Raw genomic sequence first — 15,376 nt, forward strand, 5'->3', positions numbered from 1 at the left:
GGTCACCTTACGGCCACCCCGCCGGTCGGGGCCCGCACCCCTGGGTCTTCGATAGGCCTATGCGTGTCGTCGTCGTCGGTGGCGGTATCAGCGGGCTGGCCGCCGCGTACCGGCTGGTGGATCGAGGCGCCGAGGTGGTGCTCGTCGAACAGGCCGGCCACCTGGGTGGCAAGCTGCGTACCGGCGAGATCGCCGGTGGTCCGGTCGACCTGGGCGCGGAGGCGTTCGCGCTCCGCGATCCGCGCGGCCGGCCGAGCGCCGCGATCGAACTGGTGCACGCCGTCGGCCTGGCCGACGACCTGGTCCACCCGGCGATCGGCCGGGCGGCCCTCGCGGTCGGCGGGCGGCTGCGGCCGATGCCGACCGGCACGCTTCAGGGCGTACCCGGAGACCTGGCCGCCCTCGACGGGGTCGCCGCGGCGGATGCCGGGCGCGACCACGACGGTGGCCGGCCGCTGCTCGGCGCGGGAGAGGACGTCTCCGTCGGCGCGCTGGTCCGCCGGCGCGTCGGCGACGAGGTCGTCGACCGGCTGGTCGACCCGATGCTCGGCGGGGTGTACGCCGGGCGCGCCGACGACCTCTCGCTGGCCACCACGATGCCGGCGCTCGCGGCGACCGCGCGCCGCGAGCACACCCTCACCGGCGCGGTACGTGCGGCCCTCGCCGCCCGGCCGGCAAGCAGCGGTCCCATCTTCGGCACGCTCGTCGGGGGAGTGGGCCGCCTGGTGTCGGCCGTGACCGAGCGGCTCGCGGCCGTGGACCTCCGGCTCGGGCTGCCGGTCCGGGCCGTCGCGGCCGATGCCGCCGGCTGGCGCGTCACCATCGGCGCGACGCGGGACCCGCAGACCATCAGCGCCGACGCGGTGATCCTCGCGACCCCGGCGAAGCCGGCCGCCCGACTGCTGGCGGAGATCGCACCGAAGGCGGCCGACAACGTCGGCGTCCTCGACTACGCGAGCGTCGCGCTCGTCACGCTCGCGCTGCCTTCCGTTGATTTGCCTGAATTATCCGGTCTGCTGGTGCCGGCGAGCGAAGGGTACGCGGTGAAGGCCGCCACGTTCTTCGACCGGAAATGGGCGCACCAGCGCCGCCCCGGCGTCACGGTGGTGCGGACCTCCCTGGGCCGCTACGGCGACGAGCGCGTCCTGCAGCGCGACGACGCGGAGCTGGCCACGCTCGCCCACGCCGAGCTGGGCAAGCTGCTGGGTCGGGAGCTGCCGGAGCCGGTGGATACGCTGGTGCAGCGGTGGGGCGGCGCACTGCCGCAGTACGCCCCCGGCCACCTCGACCGGGTCGCCGCCGCCCGGTCCGGACTGCCGGCGACGGTCGCGCTCGCGGGCGCCGCCTACGACGGGGTCGGCATCCCGGCCTGTGTCCAGTCCGGCTGGACGGCCGCCGACCGGATCCTGGAAGGATTGAAGCCATGACCGACGAGTCCCAGACCAACGCCGCCCGCATTCGGCAGCTCAACGCCACGATCCGGTACACGATGTGGTCGGTGTTCCGGGTCGCCGACCCGCTCGGCCCCGCCGCGCGCGACGAGCTCGCCGCCGAGGTCGACGCGCTGTTCGGCCAGCTGGCCGACAAGGACGTGGTGGTCCGCGGCACCTACGACGTGTCCGGGCTGCGCGCCGACGCCGACCTCATGGTGTGGTGGCACTCGTCGACCCCCGAGGCCCTCCAGGAGGCGTACGGGCTGCTGCGGCGTACCGCGCTGGGCCGGCACCTGGAGCCGGTGTGGTCGCAGATGGCGCTGCACCGCCCGGCCGAGTTCAACAAGAGCCACCTGCCGGCGTTCCTCGCCGACGAGCGGGTCCGCGACTACGTCAGCGTCTACCCGTTCGTGCGCTCCTACGAGTGGTACCTGCTACCCGACGAGGAGCGCCGCGCGCTGCTGGCCGAGCACGGCCGGATGGCGCGCGACTACCCGGACGTGCGGGCCAACACCGTGGCGGCGTTCGCCCTCGGCGACTACGAGTGGATGCTCGCGTTCGAGGCCGACGAGCTGCACCGCATCGTCGACCTCATGCGTGAGCTGCGCGCCGCCGGCGCCCGCCGGCACGTACGCGTCGAGATTCCGTTCTACACCGGGCGGCGGCGGCCGATCGGCGACATCGTCGCGGCGATGCCGTAGCCACCGGCTCTGCTACGCCCGATGCGCCGGCCCGCCGGGCCGGCGCATCGGCACGTGCGGGATCCCGTCCTCGACGAACTCCGCCCCGTCGATCTCGAAGCCGAACCGGGTGTAGAAGTCGACCAGGTACGACTGGGCGTCCAGGACCGACGGCCGGCCGCCGATCAGGTTGAGCGCCGCCGCCAGCAGCCGGCCGGACAGGCCGGCGCCCCGATGGGCCACGGCCGTGCAGACCCGTCCGATCCGCGCCGCGTCCGGGTCGTCCATGACCCGCAGGTACGCGCTCGGGGCTCCCTCGCCTTCCAGCCACAGGTGCACGGTGCCGGGCTCGAGATCCCGGCCGTCCAGCTCCGGGTACGGGCACTTCTGCTCCACCACGAACACGTCCACCCGCAGCCTCAGCAGGGCGTACAGCGTGGCGGCGTCGAGATCGGCGAACCGGGCCGTGCGCAGGATCACTCGGCCGGCTCCAACGTCAGGCTGATCGAGTTGATGCAGTACCGCAGGTCGGTGGGGGTCGGGTAGCCCTCGCCCTCGAAGACGTGGCCCAGGTGCGAGTCGCAGCGGGCGCAGCGCACCTCGACCCGCCGCATGCCCAGCGAGTTGTCCTCGAGCAGGCGCACCCGGTCCTCAGCGAGCGGGCTCCAGTAGCTGGGCCAGCCACAGTGGCTTTCAAACTTGGTGTCGCTGGAGAACAGCTCGGCGCCGCACGCGCGGCAGCGGTACACACCCTTGGTCTTGGTCGAGACGTACTCGCCGGTCCACGGCGCTTCCGTCCCGGCCTCGCGCAGGACCTGGTACTCGGCCGGCGACAGGATCGCCCGCCACTCCTCGTCGGTCTTGTGTGCTTCTGACTGCTCGGTTCCGTGCTCCATGCCTCCGATCAAACACCACGGACCCGCGATGCGCGTATGGTGTGCGCTCATGGCGGATGAGCTGCACGTGGAGGTGGCCGGCCGGACGGTCCGGGTCAGCAGCCCCGACCGGGTGTGCTTCCCGGAGCGCGGGTTCACCAAGCGGGACGTCGTGGAGTACTACCTCGCGGCGGGCGACGCGATCCTGCGGTCGCTGCGCGACCGGCCGACGACGCTGCAGCGCTTCCCCGACGGCGTCGGCGGCGAGTCGTTCTTCCAGAAGCGAGTGCCGACCCGGGGCGTGCCGCCGTGGCTGGAGACCGTGAAGATCACCTTCCCGAGCGGCCGCAGCGCCGACGAGCTCTGCCCGACCGACCTGGCCCACGTCGTCTGGGCCGCGCAGATGAACACCGTCGTGTTCCACCCGTGGCCGGTGCGCCGCGCCGACGTGGACCGCCCCGACGAGCTGCGCATCGACCTCGACCCGCAGCCCGGCACGGACTTCGCCGACGCGGTGAAGGTGGCGGGTACCGTCCGCGAGATCCTCGACGAGCTGGGCTGGACCGGGTACCCCAAGACCTCCGGCGGCCGGGGCGTGCACGTGTACGTGCGGATCAGGCCCGAGTGGAGCTTCGTCGACGTACGGCACGCCGCGATCGCGCTCGCCCGCGAGATCGAGCGCCGCCGGCCCGACCTGGTGACCACGGCCTGGTGGAAGGAGGAGCGCGGCGCCAAGGTGTTCGTCGACTACAACCAGGCGGCGCGTGACCGGACCATCGCCTGCGCGTACTCCCTGCGGGCCAACCCCCGCGCGACCGTGTCCACCCCGGTGACCTGGGACGAGCTGATCGATGTCGAGCCCGACGACTTCGACCTCTCGACCGTGCCGGCGCGGTTGGCGGCCGGCGTCGACCCGTTCGCGGGCATCGACGACGTCGCGTACGACATCACCCCGCTGCTGGAGTGGTACGAGCGGCAGGGCGGGACCGACCTGCCGTACCCGCCCGACTACCCGAAGATGCCGGGGGAGCCGAAGCGGGTACAGCCGAGCAAGGACCGGGATCTGAAGGGCTGAGCGCCCGTCCCACCTGGGCCGGCTCCTGTCATACGATGGCGCGTTTTTCGGCGGCGGCCGGCCCCTGTCATACGGCGGCCCGTTTTTCGGCGGCGGCCGGCTCGGCGGCCGTCAGTACGGCGGGCAGCAGGCCCGGGAAGTGCCGGTCCAGCTCCTCGCGGCGCAGCGACACATAGCGCCCGGTGCCGACCACGCGGGTGTGCGTGACGCCGGCCTCCCGCAGCACCTTCAGGTGGTGCGACCGCGTCGCCTTCGGCAACTGCTCCTCCAGCATGCCGCAGAGCCGTTCGCCTCCGTCGGCGATCGTCCGCACCATCCGCAGCCGGGTCGGATCCGCGAGCGCCTGCAGTACCGCCGTCACCGGCACGTCGGCCAGCGCCGGCTCCGTCACTTCGCCCATGTGATCAGCCACACCTGCTCTTGGTTCGACTTTTTTGGAACAAGCCCCGTACTCTTCGTTCCAATGATACCGAACTAAGGAGGTCCGGGCATGCCCGCACTGCTCGCCGTCGTCCTCTGGGGTGTGATGTTCTCGGTCATGGGTGAGGCGGTCCACCTCGTGGACCCGTTCAACCTGACCGCGATCCGGTACGTCCTGGCGACGCTGTTGCTGATCGCGATCCTGGCCTGGCGGGAGGGGCGGGCCGGGCTGCGCTTCGGCGGCCGGACCGTCGAGGTGGCCGTCCTTGGTGCCGTCGGGTTCGCCGCCTTCAACCTGCTGTTGAGCGTCGGGCTGACCTACACCCAGCCCCAGCACGCCGCGCTGATGATGGCGCTGACCCCGCTGCTGACCGTGCTCGTGCGGTGGGCCCGCGACGGCGAGCGGCCGCGGCCGGTCACCCTCGCGCTGGTCGCGGTCGCGCTCGTGGGTGTCGCCCTGGTGATCACCCGAGGGCGGTTCGACACCTTGGCCGCCGTCAACGTCGGCGACCTGCTCATGCTCGCCGCGGTGACCGGCTGGGCGGTCTACACCCACGGCGCCGGCCGGTTCGGGACGTGGTCGCCGCTGCGCTTCAGTACGTTGAGCGCGCTCGCCGGCACGGTCGTCGTCGTGGTCGTCACCGCCGTCGCCGACGCCTTCGGCTGGCAGCACCTGCCCACGCCGTCCGCGGTGCGGTCGGCCGGCTGGGAGCTCGCCTACATCGCCGTGGCCGGTACGGTCATCGGCGCCCTCGCCTGGAACACGGCGGTCCGGCGGCTCGGCGCCGGCAACGCGGCGCTGTTCATGAACCTGGTGCCGGTGACCGCGTTCGTCGTGGCCATGCTGCACGGCTACCGGCCGGGCGTGGCGGAGGTGGCCGGTGCGCTGATCACGATCGGGGCGCTGGTAACGGCGAACCTGTACGCGCGCGGCGCGCTGACCCGCCGGTCGACGGCGGCCGTGACCGTCCTCGCGCGGGAGGAGCAGATGTCCGGTGTCCACGCCGAGGCCGCTTGATTCGGCACCGTGAATGGAGAGCCGCCGTACCGGGTACATGAGGGGCGTACCGGATGCGAGAGGAGCTTCCCATGCCGTTGCTGTACCGCAAGACCGTCAAGCTCGGCCCGCTGCGGTTCAACCTCGGACGTAAGGGCCTGTCGTCCTGGAGCGTCCACCTCGGCCGGTGGTCGTGGAACTCGCGTACCCGCAAGCGGCGTTTCGACCTGCCCGGCCCGTTCTCGTGGCGCTCCAGCTAGCCGCTACCCCGCGATCTTGGACACTTGGCGGTGCCATAGGCCCGCCAAGTGTCCAAGATCGCCGAGTTACTGGGCGGGGCAGGTCGTGCCCTTCGTCGGGACGGTCAGATCGATCAGGTACTTGTTGACCGCGTCGGTGATGCAGCGGGTCTGCGGGTAGGCCGTGTGGCCCTCGCCCTGCCAGGTGAGCACCGTACCCACGCCCAGCATGTCGGCGAGCTTGGCGGTCTGCTCGTACGGGGTCGCCGGGTCGCCGGTCGTGCCGACCACCACCACCGGAGGCGCCCCCTTGGCGGCCCCGGCCGGGTACGCGTCGCGCTTGCCCGGCCACTGCGCGCAGACCAGGTTGAGCGCCGTGGACGCGCCGAACATCGGGTACTTCTTGCGCCAGTCGGCCTGCAGCGCCCGCAGCTTGTCGACCGACGGCGTGTTGGGGTCGTCGGTGCAGTTGACCACCATGTTCGCGTCGAACAGGTTGGAGTAGTGGCCGTGCGAGTCCCGCTCGGCGTACGAGTCGGCCAGCCGGAACACCCCGGACGCGTTGCCCTTGCGCAGGTTGTCGATCGCGGTCGCGAGCTGGCTCCACTGCTCCTGGCTGTAGAGCGAGGAGATGACCGCGGTCTGGATCCAGCCGGCCGTGGCGGACCGGCCGTCCGGCCCGCGTACGGGGCTGTGGCGCGCCGCGTCCATCGCCGACGTCACGGCGGCCCGCGCGTCCGGCGCGATCGGGCACTTACCGGCGTTGTTGGCGCACCAGGCGGCGAAGTTGTCGAAAGCCCGCTCGAAGCCCTTCGCCTGCGATTCGGCCGCCGCCACCGAGTTGAGCGTCGGGTCGACCGCGCCGTCGAGCACGAGCGCGCGGACGTGGGCCGGGTACAGCTGCGCGTACGTGGCCCCGAGCAGGGTGCCGTACGAGTACCCGAGGTAGGTCAGCTTCTGCTCGCCGAGACCCGAGCGGATGGCGTCCATGTCGTGCGCCGCCTGCTCGGTCGAGAACAGCCGCAGGCTGTCGCCGTACTTGGTGCCGCAACTCTGCGCCATCGTGCGGGCCAGCGCGACGGCCTTGTCGAAGTCGGCCTGCGACACCGGATCCGGCTCGGCACCGAACGACGCGTCGAGCTCGCCGTCGGAGAAGCACTTCACCGGCTCGGACCGGCCGACGCCACGCGGGTCGAAGCCGACGATGTCGAAACGGTCCGTGACCGCCGTGGGCAGGCCCACGGACAGGTACGCCGCGAGGTCCACGCCCGAGCCGCCGGGGCCGCCCGGGTCGACGAGCAGGGAGCCGATCCGGCCGGTCTGGTGGGTGGCGCGGGCCCGCAGCAGCGCGATGCCGTACTGCTTGCCGTTGGTCGGGTTCTTCCAGTCCTGCGGCACCTTCACCGTGCCGCAGTCGTACGTGACGTTGGGCGGGGTCCGGCCCAGCGCGGCCTTCGCGACCTCAGGGCAGGACCGCCAGCTGACGGTGGTGGCGGCGGCTGCCTTGGGCGTGGACGAGGCGCCGGCGCCCGACGTCGGGGAGCTCCAGCGGGTGTTCGGGCCGATACAGCCGGCGAGCACGAGCACCATGGCGACGAGCACGGCCAGGGCGGAGCGTCGGACCACCGCGGGGACCCCTCTTTCGGCGACGGGTGTCGGGTGTTCGAGCGTACGTCGCCCGCGCCGTCCGCGCGCTCGCACGCGCTCGCCGCGCTCTCGCCCCGGCCTCACACGCGGCCGGCGAGCACCTCGGTGACGTCGACGCGGACCGGCCGCTCCAGCTGCTCGTACGTGCACGAGCGGGGCTCGCGGTCCGGCCGCCACCGCTTGAACTGGGCGGTGTGGCGGAACCGGTCGCCCTCCATCGCGTCGTAGCCGACCTCGATCACCAGCTCGGGGCGCAGCGGCTCCCAGCCCAGGTCCTTCTTGCCGGTCCAGCGGCTCGGCGCGCCCGGCATCCGCTGCGTGCCGTTGGCGTGCGCCTCCGCCGAGGTCCAGGCGGCCCACGGGTGCTCGGCGGCGGGCATCCGGTACGGCGCCAGCTCCTCGACCAGCTCGGCGCGGCGGGCCTTGCTGAACGAGGCGCTCACCCCGACGTGGTGCAGCACCCCGTTGGTGTCGTACAGGCCCAGCAGCAGCGACCCGACGATCGGACCATCCTTGTGCCACCGGAACCCGGCGACCACGACGTCGGCGGTACGGGCGTGCTTGATCTTGTACATGAGCCGCTTGCCCGGCGCGTACGGGATGTCGGCCGGCTTGGCCACCAGCCCGTCCAGCCCGGCGCCCTCGAGCACGTCGAACCACTCCCGGGCGGTGGCGAGGTCGTGCGTCACCGCCGTGACGTGCACCGGCGGCTTCACGTCCGCCAGCAGTTCCTCCAACCGGGCCCGGCGGGCCGCGTACCCGGTGTCCATCAACGACACGTCATCCACCGCCAGCAGGTCGAACGCGATGAACGACGCCGGCGTGGTCTCCGCGAGCAGCTTGACCCGCGACGCAGCCGGGTGGATGCGCTGCGCGAGCAGCTCGAAGTCGAGCTTGGGGATCGAATCGGGATCGTGGCGGATCACGACCAGCTCGCCGTCGACGACGCAGCGCGGCGGGAACTGGGCCCGCACCTGCTCGATGACCTCCGGAAAGTACCGGGTCATGGTCTTGCCGCCCCGGCTGGCCAGCTCGATCTCGTCGCCGTCGCGGAACACGATCAGGCGGAACCCGTCCCACTTCGGCTCGTATGTCATCGCCTCGCCGGTCGGGATCTCGGGCACGCTCGTGGCCAGCATCGGTTCGATCGGCGGCAGTACCGGCAGCTTCATAGACGAAGTCTCGCACCTGGCACCGACAATTCGGGGATGTCTCAGGGTGTCTCCGGATATCTGGACTGGCGCCGGCTCCGTACCGTGGGCGCGTGACCCTGATCACCACCGAGCGACTCACGAAGCGGTACCCGAACGGCGTCGTGGCCCTGTCCGACCTGACGGTGAGCGTGGAGCCGGGCATCGTCGGCCTGGTCGGCGCGAACGGCGCCGGCAAGTCCACCCTCATCAAGATCCTCCTGGGGCTGCTGCCGCCCACCGCCGGCGGGGTACGCGTCCTGGGCCTGGACCCGACGACCGACGGCGAACAGGTCCGCGCGCGGGTGGGCTACATGCCCGAGCACGACTGCCTGCCGCCCGACCTGGTCGCGGCCGAGTTCGTCACGCACATGGGCCGCATGAGCGGGCTGCCCCGGGCGACCGCCAGGGAACGGGCCTCGGAGGCGCTGCGCCACGTCGGCCTCTACGAGGAGCGGTACCGGCAGATCGGCGGCTACTCGACCGGCATGAAGCAGCGGGTCAAGCTGGCGCAGGCGCTCGTACACGATCCCGACCTGCTGCTGCTCGACGAGCCGACCAACGGCCTCGACCCGGCCGGCCGGGACGCGATGCTCGCGCTGGTCCAGCGCATCGGGACCGAGTTCGGCATCTCGGTCGTGGTCTGCTCCCACCTGCTCGGCGAGGTCGAGCGCATCTGCGACTCCCTGGTCGCGATCGACGGCGGGCGTCTCCTGCGCTCCGACCGGATCGCCGCGATGACCACGGCGACCGATGTGCTCACCGTCGAGGTCGCCGAGGGTACGAACAGGCTTGCGGCCCGGCTGGCCGCGCTCGGCGTCCGAGCCGATCCGGAGGGGCGGTGCCTGCTCATCCCGCTGGGTGAGGACGCGGTGTATGACCTGGTGCTCGACGCGATCGCCGACCTGGACCTGCCGCTGCACCGGCTCGACCAGCGCCGCCACCGCGTCGCCGAACTGTTCCGGACGGAGGACGTCCATGCCTAGCGGGGTCATCCACGACATCGGGTACCAGCGCTACACCGGCCCCCGGCTCGGGCGCGGGTACGCCTCCCGGTCGCTGTACCTGCACGGCCTGCGCACCGCGTTCGGCCTGGGCCGCAGCGCGAAGGCGAAGATCTTCCCCTGGGCGACGGCCGGCCTCGCCGTGGTCGTCGCCACCGTCCTCACCGCGATCCGCGCCCAGGCCGGGCGGCCGCTGGTCAGCTACGCGGACTTTCCCTCGATGATCGCGCTGCTGACCACCCTGTTCTGCGCGGCCGCCGCGCCCGAACTGGTCTCGCGCGACCTGCGCGGCGGCGTGCTGCCGCTGTACTTCTCCCGGCCGCTGCGCCGTAGCGACTACGCGCTCGCGAAGCTCGGGGCGCTGGTGACCGCGGTATGGCTGATGCTGGCGGGCCCGCTGGTGCTCATGCTCGTCGGCGGCGTGTTCTCCGTGCACGGCGCGGGGGCTGTCGGCAAGGAGATCGTCCACTTCCTGCCCGGCCTGGCACAGGCGGCCTTCTACGCGGCCGTGTACGGGTCGTTGTCACTGCTGGTCGCGTCACTGGCGGGGCGGCGCGCGGTCGCCGCCGCGGTGGTGGTCGCCGTCTTCATCGTGACCACCCCCATCGTCGGCGTGATCGCCGTGATCGGTGGCCCGACCGCGCAGAAGCTCGCGTTCCTCGCCAGCCCCACGACGGTGGTCCAGGGCGTCGGCACCTGGCTGTTCGGGGTCGCGGGCCCCGAGGTGCGCCCGTACGGGCCGGTGTACGGCCTGGCGATGGTCGTCCTGCTCGCTGCCTGCCTCCTGCTCCTGCTGGCCCGTTACCGGAGGGTGGCCCGATGAGTACCGTGACCGCCGACAGCGCGACGGCCGTCGCCCCCGCGGTCGACCTGCGCGGCGTCTCCCGCTGGTACGGCAACGTGGTGGCGGTCAACGACGTCACCATGGCCCTGACAGCCGGCGTGACCGGCCTGCTCGGCCCGAATGGGGCGGGCAAGACGACCCTGCTGCACATGATGGCCGGCTTTCTGGCGCCGTCGCGTGGCGAAGTACTCGTCGGCGGCGCTCCGACCTGGCGCAACCCTTCGGTCTACCGGCAGCTCGGCCTGGTCAGCGAGCGGGAGGCGGTGCACGGCTTCCTCACCGGGTGGGAGTTCGTCCTCGCGAGCGCCAAGCTGCACCGGCTGCCACAGCCGGAGGCGGCGGCGCGGCGGGCGATCGACCTGGTCGAGCTGGCCGACGCGCAGGATCGCCGGATCTCCACGTACTCCAAGGGGATGCGCCAGCGGACCAGGGTCGCCGCGGCGCTGGTACACGATCCGCAGGTGCTGCTGCTCGACGAGCCGTTCAACGGCATGGACCCGCGCCAGCGGATGCACATGATGGAGCTGCTGCACGGGATGGGTGAGGCGGGCCGCACCGTGCTGTTCAGCTCGCACATCCTGGAGGAGGTCGAGCAGGTCTCCGGGACCGTGCAGGTCATCGTGGCCGGCCGGCTCGCCGCCTCCGGCGACTATCGGCACATCCGGCGGTTGATGACCAACCGGCCGCACGTGTTCACGGTGTCGTCCAGCGACGACCGGGCGCTCGCCGTCGCGTTGATGGGCCAGCCGTCGGTGACCGGCGTGGAGCTGGACGCGGGCGGGTTGACGGTGCGCGCCGGCGACTACGGCACGTTCACCCGGGCCCTGCCCAAGATCGCCCGCGGGGCGGGCATCCGGCTGCGGCGGGTGCTGCCCGCCGACGAGTCCCTGGAAAGCGTCTTCTCCTACCTGGTGGAGTCATGATCAACGCTACGATCGCGCGGATCACCGCACGGGGCCTCTTCGGGCGGCGCCGGTTCCTGCTCCTGCTGCCGTTGCCGCTGCTGCTGGTCGGGCTCGCGGTGCTGGCCCGCGCCCTCGGCGCCCCGCCGGCCGCCGTGGCCAAGTTCGTCATCGTCAATCTCGGGTTCGCGGCCGTCCTGCCGGTGATCTCGCTCATCGTCGGCACCGGGGTGCTCGGCTCCGAGATCGACGACGGGACGCTCGTACATGTACTGGCCAAGCCGCTGCCGCGCCGCGAGATCATCGTGAGCAAGCTGGCGGTCGCGGTCGTCGCCACGGCGGTGACCGTCGGAGTGCCGATGTTCGTAGGTGGGCTGGTCGCCGGCTCGGCGCGGCTCGGCATCGGGCTCGCGGTCGGATGTGTGGTCGGCGCGTTCGCGTACTCCGGTCTCTTCCTCGCGCTCAGTCTCCTCACCCGGCGACCGGTCCTGCTCGGCCTGCTGTACGTGCTGCTGTGGGAGGGGCTGCTGGGCAAGTTGCTGGGCGGGACCCGGGTACTGTCCATCCAGCAGTACGTGACGGCGCTGGCCGCGCGGGTGGGCGACACCGACCTGTTCGCGGGGCAGGTCTCCGTATCCGTGTCGGTGGTCATGGCCATCGTGTTCACCGTCGGCGGCACGCTGCTGGCCATCGACCGGCTGCGGTCGTTCAGCGTGGCCGGCGAGACAAGCTGAGCGGTTTGTTCGTACATGTCCGCGCGGTACAGGGCCAGATGGCTGGATCATCGCCCTTAGCTCGAGCAGCGTCTCGTTCTCCAGCGCGGCGTTCAACTAGCACATTGAAACGTCTTACCCATTTTAAAGAGCATGTACGATACCATCGTAAATTTGGCGCGCAGCTACTATCACCAGGACTTCAGCTTGATGGCCCACTCACCTGAAGGTGTGCTTCGGAGCTTCTGCGCGCAGGAATCGCCGAGGACGGTGGCCGACCTGCGGCAGGAGCTGGTCGACCTGCTGCGCGGCCCCGATCCGGAAGAGACGTTCAAGCAAGTGTGGTCAACTGACGGGCATTCGTCGTACGTCCCGCCGCTACACGGTGTCGGCTATCTGGAGTGGGCTCACCGGATGGTGCAGGTCGTCGACGAGTACACGGCGTCCCGAGATTGACCCTGAGACCGTCCGGGGCTGCTTCACCGGCAGACCCGATCATTGATCTGCCGACGACGGCTCGCTGGGTGTTGTCCGATGGGGTGGTGCTCACCGGACCGGACTGGTTGGCTGTCGTGGAACAGCTGACCAGTCAGATCAGCGACCACGCCGCGCAGCTGAGCCCCGACGAGTGGCGGCTGGTCGATGACGCGTACGAATGTGCGCTCGCTCATGCCGAGCGGGCGGGCACCAGCGACCGTATCCGGAGCGCCGAACGGCGGTTGAACCTCACGACCGTCGTGCTGCGCCTCGTGCCGCCGGACGACATTATCGGGCTGCGCAGCTGGGCCCGCTTTGCGGACACCTTCCGCGATGCGGTGCCGATGTCGGCCGCCGCCGCAGACGCGATTGTCGACCAATGGGCGGGCCTCGACGTAACCGAGATTCGCCGGCTTCGGGATGCCAAGAACCTGCTCACACCCGTACTCCGGGTCAAAGAACACCTCGTAGACCGGGCGGAGCTTGAACTCGATACTTGGGAACGGGTTTACCCACGGCTGCCCTGAAGTCGTGCCTCATGCGGAGTCGACCAGTCAACCTAGCGCGTTGGCTGCGAGTCCTACCAGCGAGGAAGGTTGATGTCCAGCGGTGCCGGGGGATGTGAGGGACGACGTGATTCGCAGATACACCGCCGCGTCCCTCGAGGCGCCGGACAGGCTCTTCCAGGTGACCCATGTGAGCAGGACGCACACCCAGCTGTTTCTCCAGTCGAACGCTGCCAAGAGCGCGGGTTTCGAGCATCGCCTGGAGGTGTGGTTCCAATCCGTGCAGTACTTCTGCATGCCGTTCGTGCTGCGCGGCCTCTCGCTACGGAAGGCCTCCCAGGACGAGCGGGCTAGCCTCAGTGAACTGCACGGGCTGGAGGCCGATCCCCGGTGGGATCTCTACCTGCTGTCCCGCAGTCACGACTGGTTCATTGTCTCCGCCAGACCGATGTGGGCCGAGGCGGATCTGGAGTACGACGACGAGCCGGCGTTCTGGTCGTATGCCGGCCAGGACGACGCGGTGATTTCCATGGGGACGCTGGAGTAGGGCGGACCCGGCCTCGCGTGCGAGGTTTGGCCTCCGCTTGGCTACCGCGGTCGGGTCTCCTCGCTGATCCAGTCCAGGTACGCGGGGCTCCCGGCCGTGATCGGCGTACTGATGATTTCCGGTACGTGGTACGAGTGAAGCGCCTGGATGTGCTCGATCAGCGCGTCCACCCGCTCGGCCGTCGCCCGCGCCAGCAGGGCGAGCACGGACCTGCGTAGGTGCACCATTAACCTCCAGTTACGTGTGGGTGCAGGTCATCCGGGCGAGTGCGGTGTTCCACGCCTGGCCCGAGATGGGACTGGGAGTCACCGCAACTTGCGCGGTGTGAGTCCCGGTTCGCGCCGTCACGTGGACTTCAGTCGGGCTCGTGAGTGCCTGGTGGCAATCGGCGACCCGGTAGCGCACGACTAGGACCAACGAGCCACCCGGTGGCAGTCGAGTCGGCGTAAACGACGGCGCTGCGGTGGGTAGCGCATTCAGGTCGCCTGCGTTACTCATCGATGGCAGCGCGACGTAGGAGTCGGGTGCGAGTCCCGGGCCGGTCAACGACGGCTGGCTGATTTCTATCGTGTTTGCTGCGACATTGCGCAGGCGAAATGCGACAGTTATCTCAGCGCGGTCGGCGTCGGTGACATAGTCGATCCGGTCGGTGTTCAAGTCCACCGATGACGACTTGTCCGACGCGGTGGGCCGTGCCGGAGCCTGATCGCGATGTGACGCGTGATGGGAGAACAGTAGAAGTGCGGCGACGATGCCGGCGGACGTAGCAACCAGCACTCCGGCCTTTATGTATGGCCGCAACGGCGCACTGCCAACCTCGATCTCGTCCGTCAAGACTCTCGACTTTCGTCAGGGGCCTAGTAAGAAACACCGAGCTTCTTCGCGCATCATCAACACGAAGATCGATGGGTATCAATTAATTGCTCACGGTCGATATACAACGTCAGTGCCGCTGGGGTATACATGGTGCGGCGTGCTGGTGTGGTGAGGTCCGTGACCGCGTCCGGGTGGGTACGAGTAACTGGGCAATGCGCCGAGCGGTCGGTACCAACCGTCGCCGCGGGGCGCGTGGGAGAGGCGCCGGCCGTAGTTCTCGCCGATATCGTGGACAAGGGCTTCTTACGGTGACGCACGATCGCGCTATAGAAGGCCCGCGGCGCAGCCGTCGGGCGTGGGCCTGCCCGTCTCAGGTCCAGTCGGACACCGGCACTGCGTCGCAACTTCAGGCGATGCGTGATCTCGTGTCGGGGAACGTCTCAGCACCCGAGTTCGCCAGATCTTGGCTCGCCGGACGCCGACGTGCGTTGGATGCGGAAGAGCGTGTTCGAGAGCAGTTCGACCGGATCCTCACCCGCGTCTTCTACCTGCTCGATGACTACGTGATCGATCCAACACTGCGTGGACCAGAAGACCTGACTGACGAAGACCTGGTCGCGGAGGTACGTGCCGTCCTGGCCGAGTTGAACGCCCTTGACGAACGGTAGCGGCCGCAAGCAGCGTGCCTACCTTGGCCGTGTCTCCTCGCTGATCCAATCCAGGTACGCCGGATTCCCGGCCGTGATCGGCGTACTGATGATCTCCGGTACGTGGTACGAGTGAAGCGCCTGGATGTGCTCGATCAGCGCGTCCGCCCGCTCGGCTGTGGTCTTGAACAGCACCAGCCACTCCTCGGCGTTGTCGACCCGCCCCTCCCACCGGTACACGCTGGTGATCGGCCCGACGACCTGGCCGCACGCCGCCACCCGCGCCTCGACCGCCGTCCGCGCGAGTTCGGCAGCCGCGTCGGGGGAGTCGGTCGTCGTCGACACCTGGCAGTATCCGGTCATC

General features: G+C 70.4%; 21 protein-coding genes. 13 read left to right on the top strand and 8 right to left on the bottom strand.

The features are described 5' to 3' along the window. Nucleotides 1-59 precede the first annotated feature (59 nt). Together hemG and hemQ are read left to right on the top strand one after the other, a co-directional pair. Complete coding sequence (hemG, locus tag HC031_RS01490; protein WP_167923281.1) at nucleotides 60-1,427, top strand: protoporphyrinogen oxidase; 1,368 nt, start codon at nucleotides 60-62, stop codon at nucleotides 1,425-1,427. After that, nucleotides 1,424-2,134, top strand: coding sequence for a hydrogen peroxide-dependent heme synthase (hemQ, locus tag HC031_RS01495; protein WP_167923282.1), 711 nt, complete (start codon nucleotides 1,424-1,426; stop codon nucleotides 2,132-2,134). The genes hemG and hemQ overlap by 4 nt, the downstream gene beginning before the upstream one ends. 12 nt (nucleotides 2,135-2,146) lie before the next feature. On the opposite strand, the gene HC031_RS01500 is transcribed toward hemQ, so the two are convergent. Both HC031_RS01500 and msrB read right to left on the bottom strand, forming a co-directional pair. Then, on the bottom strand, nucleotides 2,147-2,593 hold the full coding sequence (locus HC031_RS01500) for a GNAT family N-acetyltransferase (protein WP_167923283.1): 447 nt from the start codon (nucleotides 2,591-2,593) through the stop codon (nucleotides 2,147-2,149). Continuing rightward, the gene (gene msrB, locus HC031_RS01505) at nucleotides 2,590-3,009 is read right to left on the bottom strand and encodes a peptide-methionine (R)-S-oxide reductase MsrB (RefSeq protein ID WP_167923284.1); all 420 of its coding nucleotides are present in this window, start codon (nucleotides 3,007-3,009) and stop codon (nucleotides 2,590-2,592) included. The genes HC031_RS01500 and msrB overlap by 4 nt, the downstream gene beginning before the upstream one ends. 49 nt (nucleotides 3,010-3,058) lie before the next feature. On the opposite strand from msrB, the gene ligD reads away from it, so the two are divergent. Next, nucleotides 3,059-4,063, top strand: coding sequence for a non-homologous end-joining DNA ligase (gene ligD, locus HC031_RS01510; RefSeq protein ID WP_167923285.1), 1,005 nt, complete (start codon nucleotides 3,059-3,061; stop codon nucleotides 4,061-4,063). Nucleotides 4,064-4,130: 67 nt separating this feature from the next. Here ligD and HC031_RS01515 read toward each other — a convergent pair whose 3' ends face one another. Continuing rightward, nucleotides 4,131-4,463: an ArsR/SmtB family transcription factor gene (locus tag HC031_RS01515; RefSeq protein WP_167923286.1), complete on the bottom strand. Its 333-nt coding sequence runs from the start codon at nucleotides 4,461-4,463 to the stop codon at nucleotides 4,131-4,133. 90 nt (nucleotides 4,464-4,553) lie between these two features. On the opposite strand from HC031_RS01515, the gene HC031_RS01520 reads away from it, so the two are divergent. Continuing rightward, the gene (locus HC031_RS01520) at nucleotides 4,554-5,501 is read left to right on the top strand and encodes a DMT family transporter (RefSeq protein ID WP_167923287.1); all 948 of its coding nucleotides are present in this window, start codon (nucleotides 4,554-4,556) and stop codon (nucleotides 5,499-5,501) included. Between the two features lie 71 nt (nucleotides 5,502-5,572). Beyond that, nucleotides 5,573-5,740 (top strand): DUF4236 domain-containing protein, encoded by a 168-nt coding sequence (locus HC031_RS01525; protein ID WP_167923288.1) that lies wholly within the window; start codon nucleotides 5,573-5,575, stop codon nucleotides 5,738-5,740. Nucleotides 5,741-5,806: 66 nt separating this feature from the next. Here the strand turns inward: HC031_RS01525 and HC031_RS01530 are convergent, their stop codons facing one another. Then, nucleotides 5,807-7,309: an alpha/beta hydrolase gene (locus HC031_RS01530; RefSeq protein WP_167923539.1), complete on the bottom strand. Its 1,503-nt coding sequence runs from the start codon at nucleotides 7,307-7,309 to the stop codon at nucleotides 5,807-5,809. A 137-nt stretch (nucleotides 7,310-7,446) separates the two neighbouring features. Beyond that, the gene (locus tag HC031_RS01535; RefSeq protein ID WP_167923289.1) at nucleotides 7,447-8,538 is read right to left on the bottom strand and encodes an ATP-dependent DNA ligase; all 1,092 of its coding nucleotides are present in this window, start codon (nucleotides 8,536-8,538) and stop codon (nucleotides 7,447-7,449) included. A gap of 92 nt (nucleotides 8,539-8,630) precedes the next feature. On the opposite strand from HC031_RS01535, the gene HC031_RS01540 reads away from it, so the two are divergent. The 7 genes from HC031_RS01540 (at nucleotide 8,631) to HC031_RS01570 (ending at nucleotide 13,549) form a co-directional block, all read left to right on the top strand. Then, nucleotides 8,631-9,542 carry an ATP-binding cassette domain-containing protein gene (locus HC031_RS01540; protein WP_167923290.1) on the top strand — a complete coding sequence of 304 codons (912 nt, stop codon included), beginning with the start codon at nucleotides 8,631-8,633 and terminating at the stop codon, nucleotides 9,540-9,542. Further along, nucleotides 9,535-10,383, top strand: coding sequence for an ABC transporter permease subunit (locus HC031_RS01545; protein ID WP_167923291.1), 849 nt, complete (start codon nucleotides 9,535-9,537; stop codon nucleotides 10,381-10,383). The genes HC031_RS01540 and HC031_RS01545 overlap by 8 nt, the downstream gene beginning before the upstream one ends. Then, complete coding sequence (locus tag HC031_RS01550) at nucleotides 10,380-11,327, top strand: ABC transporter ATP-binding protein (RefSeq protein ID WP_167923292.1); 948 nt, start codon at nucleotides 10,380-10,382, stop codon at nucleotides 11,325-11,327. Before HC031_RS01545 ends, HC031_RS01550 begins: the two co-directional genes overlap by 4 nt. Further along, nucleotides 11,324-12,040 (top strand): ABC transporter permease, encoded by a 717-nt coding sequence (locus HC031_RS01555; RefSeq protein ID WP_167923293.1) that lies wholly within the window; start codon nucleotides 11,324-11,326, stop codon nucleotides 12,038-12,040. The genes HC031_RS01550 and HC031_RS01555 overlap by 4 nt, the downstream gene beginning before the upstream one ends. A 132-nt stretch (nucleotides 12,041-12,172) precedes the next feature. After that, a complete protein-coding gene (locus HC031_RS01560; RefSeq protein ID WP_167923294.1) occupies nucleotides 12,173-12,475 on the top strand; it encodes a contact-dependent growth inhibition system immunity protein in 303 nt (100 codons plus the stop codon). 116 nt (nucleotides 12,476-12,591) lie between these two features. After that, nucleotides 12,592-13,023, top strand: coding sequence for a hypothetical protein (locus HC031_RS01565; RefSeq protein ID WP_167923295.1), 432 nt, complete (start codon nucleotides 12,592-12,594; stop codon nucleotides 13,021-13,023). A 106-nt stretch (nucleotides 13,024-13,129) separates the two neighbouring features. Beyond that, nucleotides 13,130-13,549: a hypothetical protein gene (locus HC031_RS01570; protein WP_167923296.1), complete on the top strand. Its 420-nt coding sequence runs from the start codon at nucleotides 13,130-13,132 to the stop codon at nucleotides 13,547-13,549. 41 nt (nucleotides 13,550-13,590) lie between these two features. Here the strand turns inward: HC031_RS01570 and cutA (HC031_RS01575) are convergent, their stop codons facing one another. Further along, entirely contained in the window at nucleotides 13,591-13,773 is a 183-nt protein-coding gene (gene cutA, locus HC031_RS01575; RefSeq protein ID WP_205862093.1) for a divalent cation tolerance protein CutA, read from the bottom strand. A gap of 13 nt (nucleotides 13,774-13,786) precedes the next feature. Continuing rightward, complete coding sequence (locus tag HC031_RS01580; RefSeq protein ID WP_167923298.1) at nucleotides 13,787-14,383, bottom strand: hypothetical protein; 597 nt, start codon at nucleotides 14,381-14,383, stop codon at nucleotides 13,787-13,789. Between the two features lie 395 nt (nucleotides 14,384-14,778). Here HC031_RS01580 and HC031_RS01585 point away from each other — a divergent pair, with 395 nt between their 5' ends. Beyond that, complete coding sequence (locus HC031_RS01585) at nucleotides 14,779-15,033, top strand: colicin immunity domain-containing protein (RefSeq protein ID WP_167923299.1); 255 nt, start codon at nucleotides 14,779-14,781, stop codon at nucleotides 15,031-15,033. Nucleotides 15,034-15,051: 18 nt separating this feature from the next. Here HC031_RS01585 and cutA (HC031_RS01590) read toward each other — a convergent pair whose 3' ends face one another. Then, nucleotides 15,052-15,375, bottom strand: a complete 324-nt coding sequence (cutA, locus tag HC031_RS01590) for a divalent-cation tolerance protein CutA (RefSeq protein WP_167923300.1) — start codon at nucleotides 15,373-15,375, stop codon at nucleotides 15,052-15,054. Nucleotide 15,376 lies beyond the last annotated feature (1 nt).

This window comes from Planosporangium thailandense (assembly GCF_011947195.1).
Taxonomy (GTDB): Bacteria; Actinomycetota; Actinomycetes; order Mycobacteriales; family Micromonosporaceae; genus Planosporangium; species Planosporangium thailandense.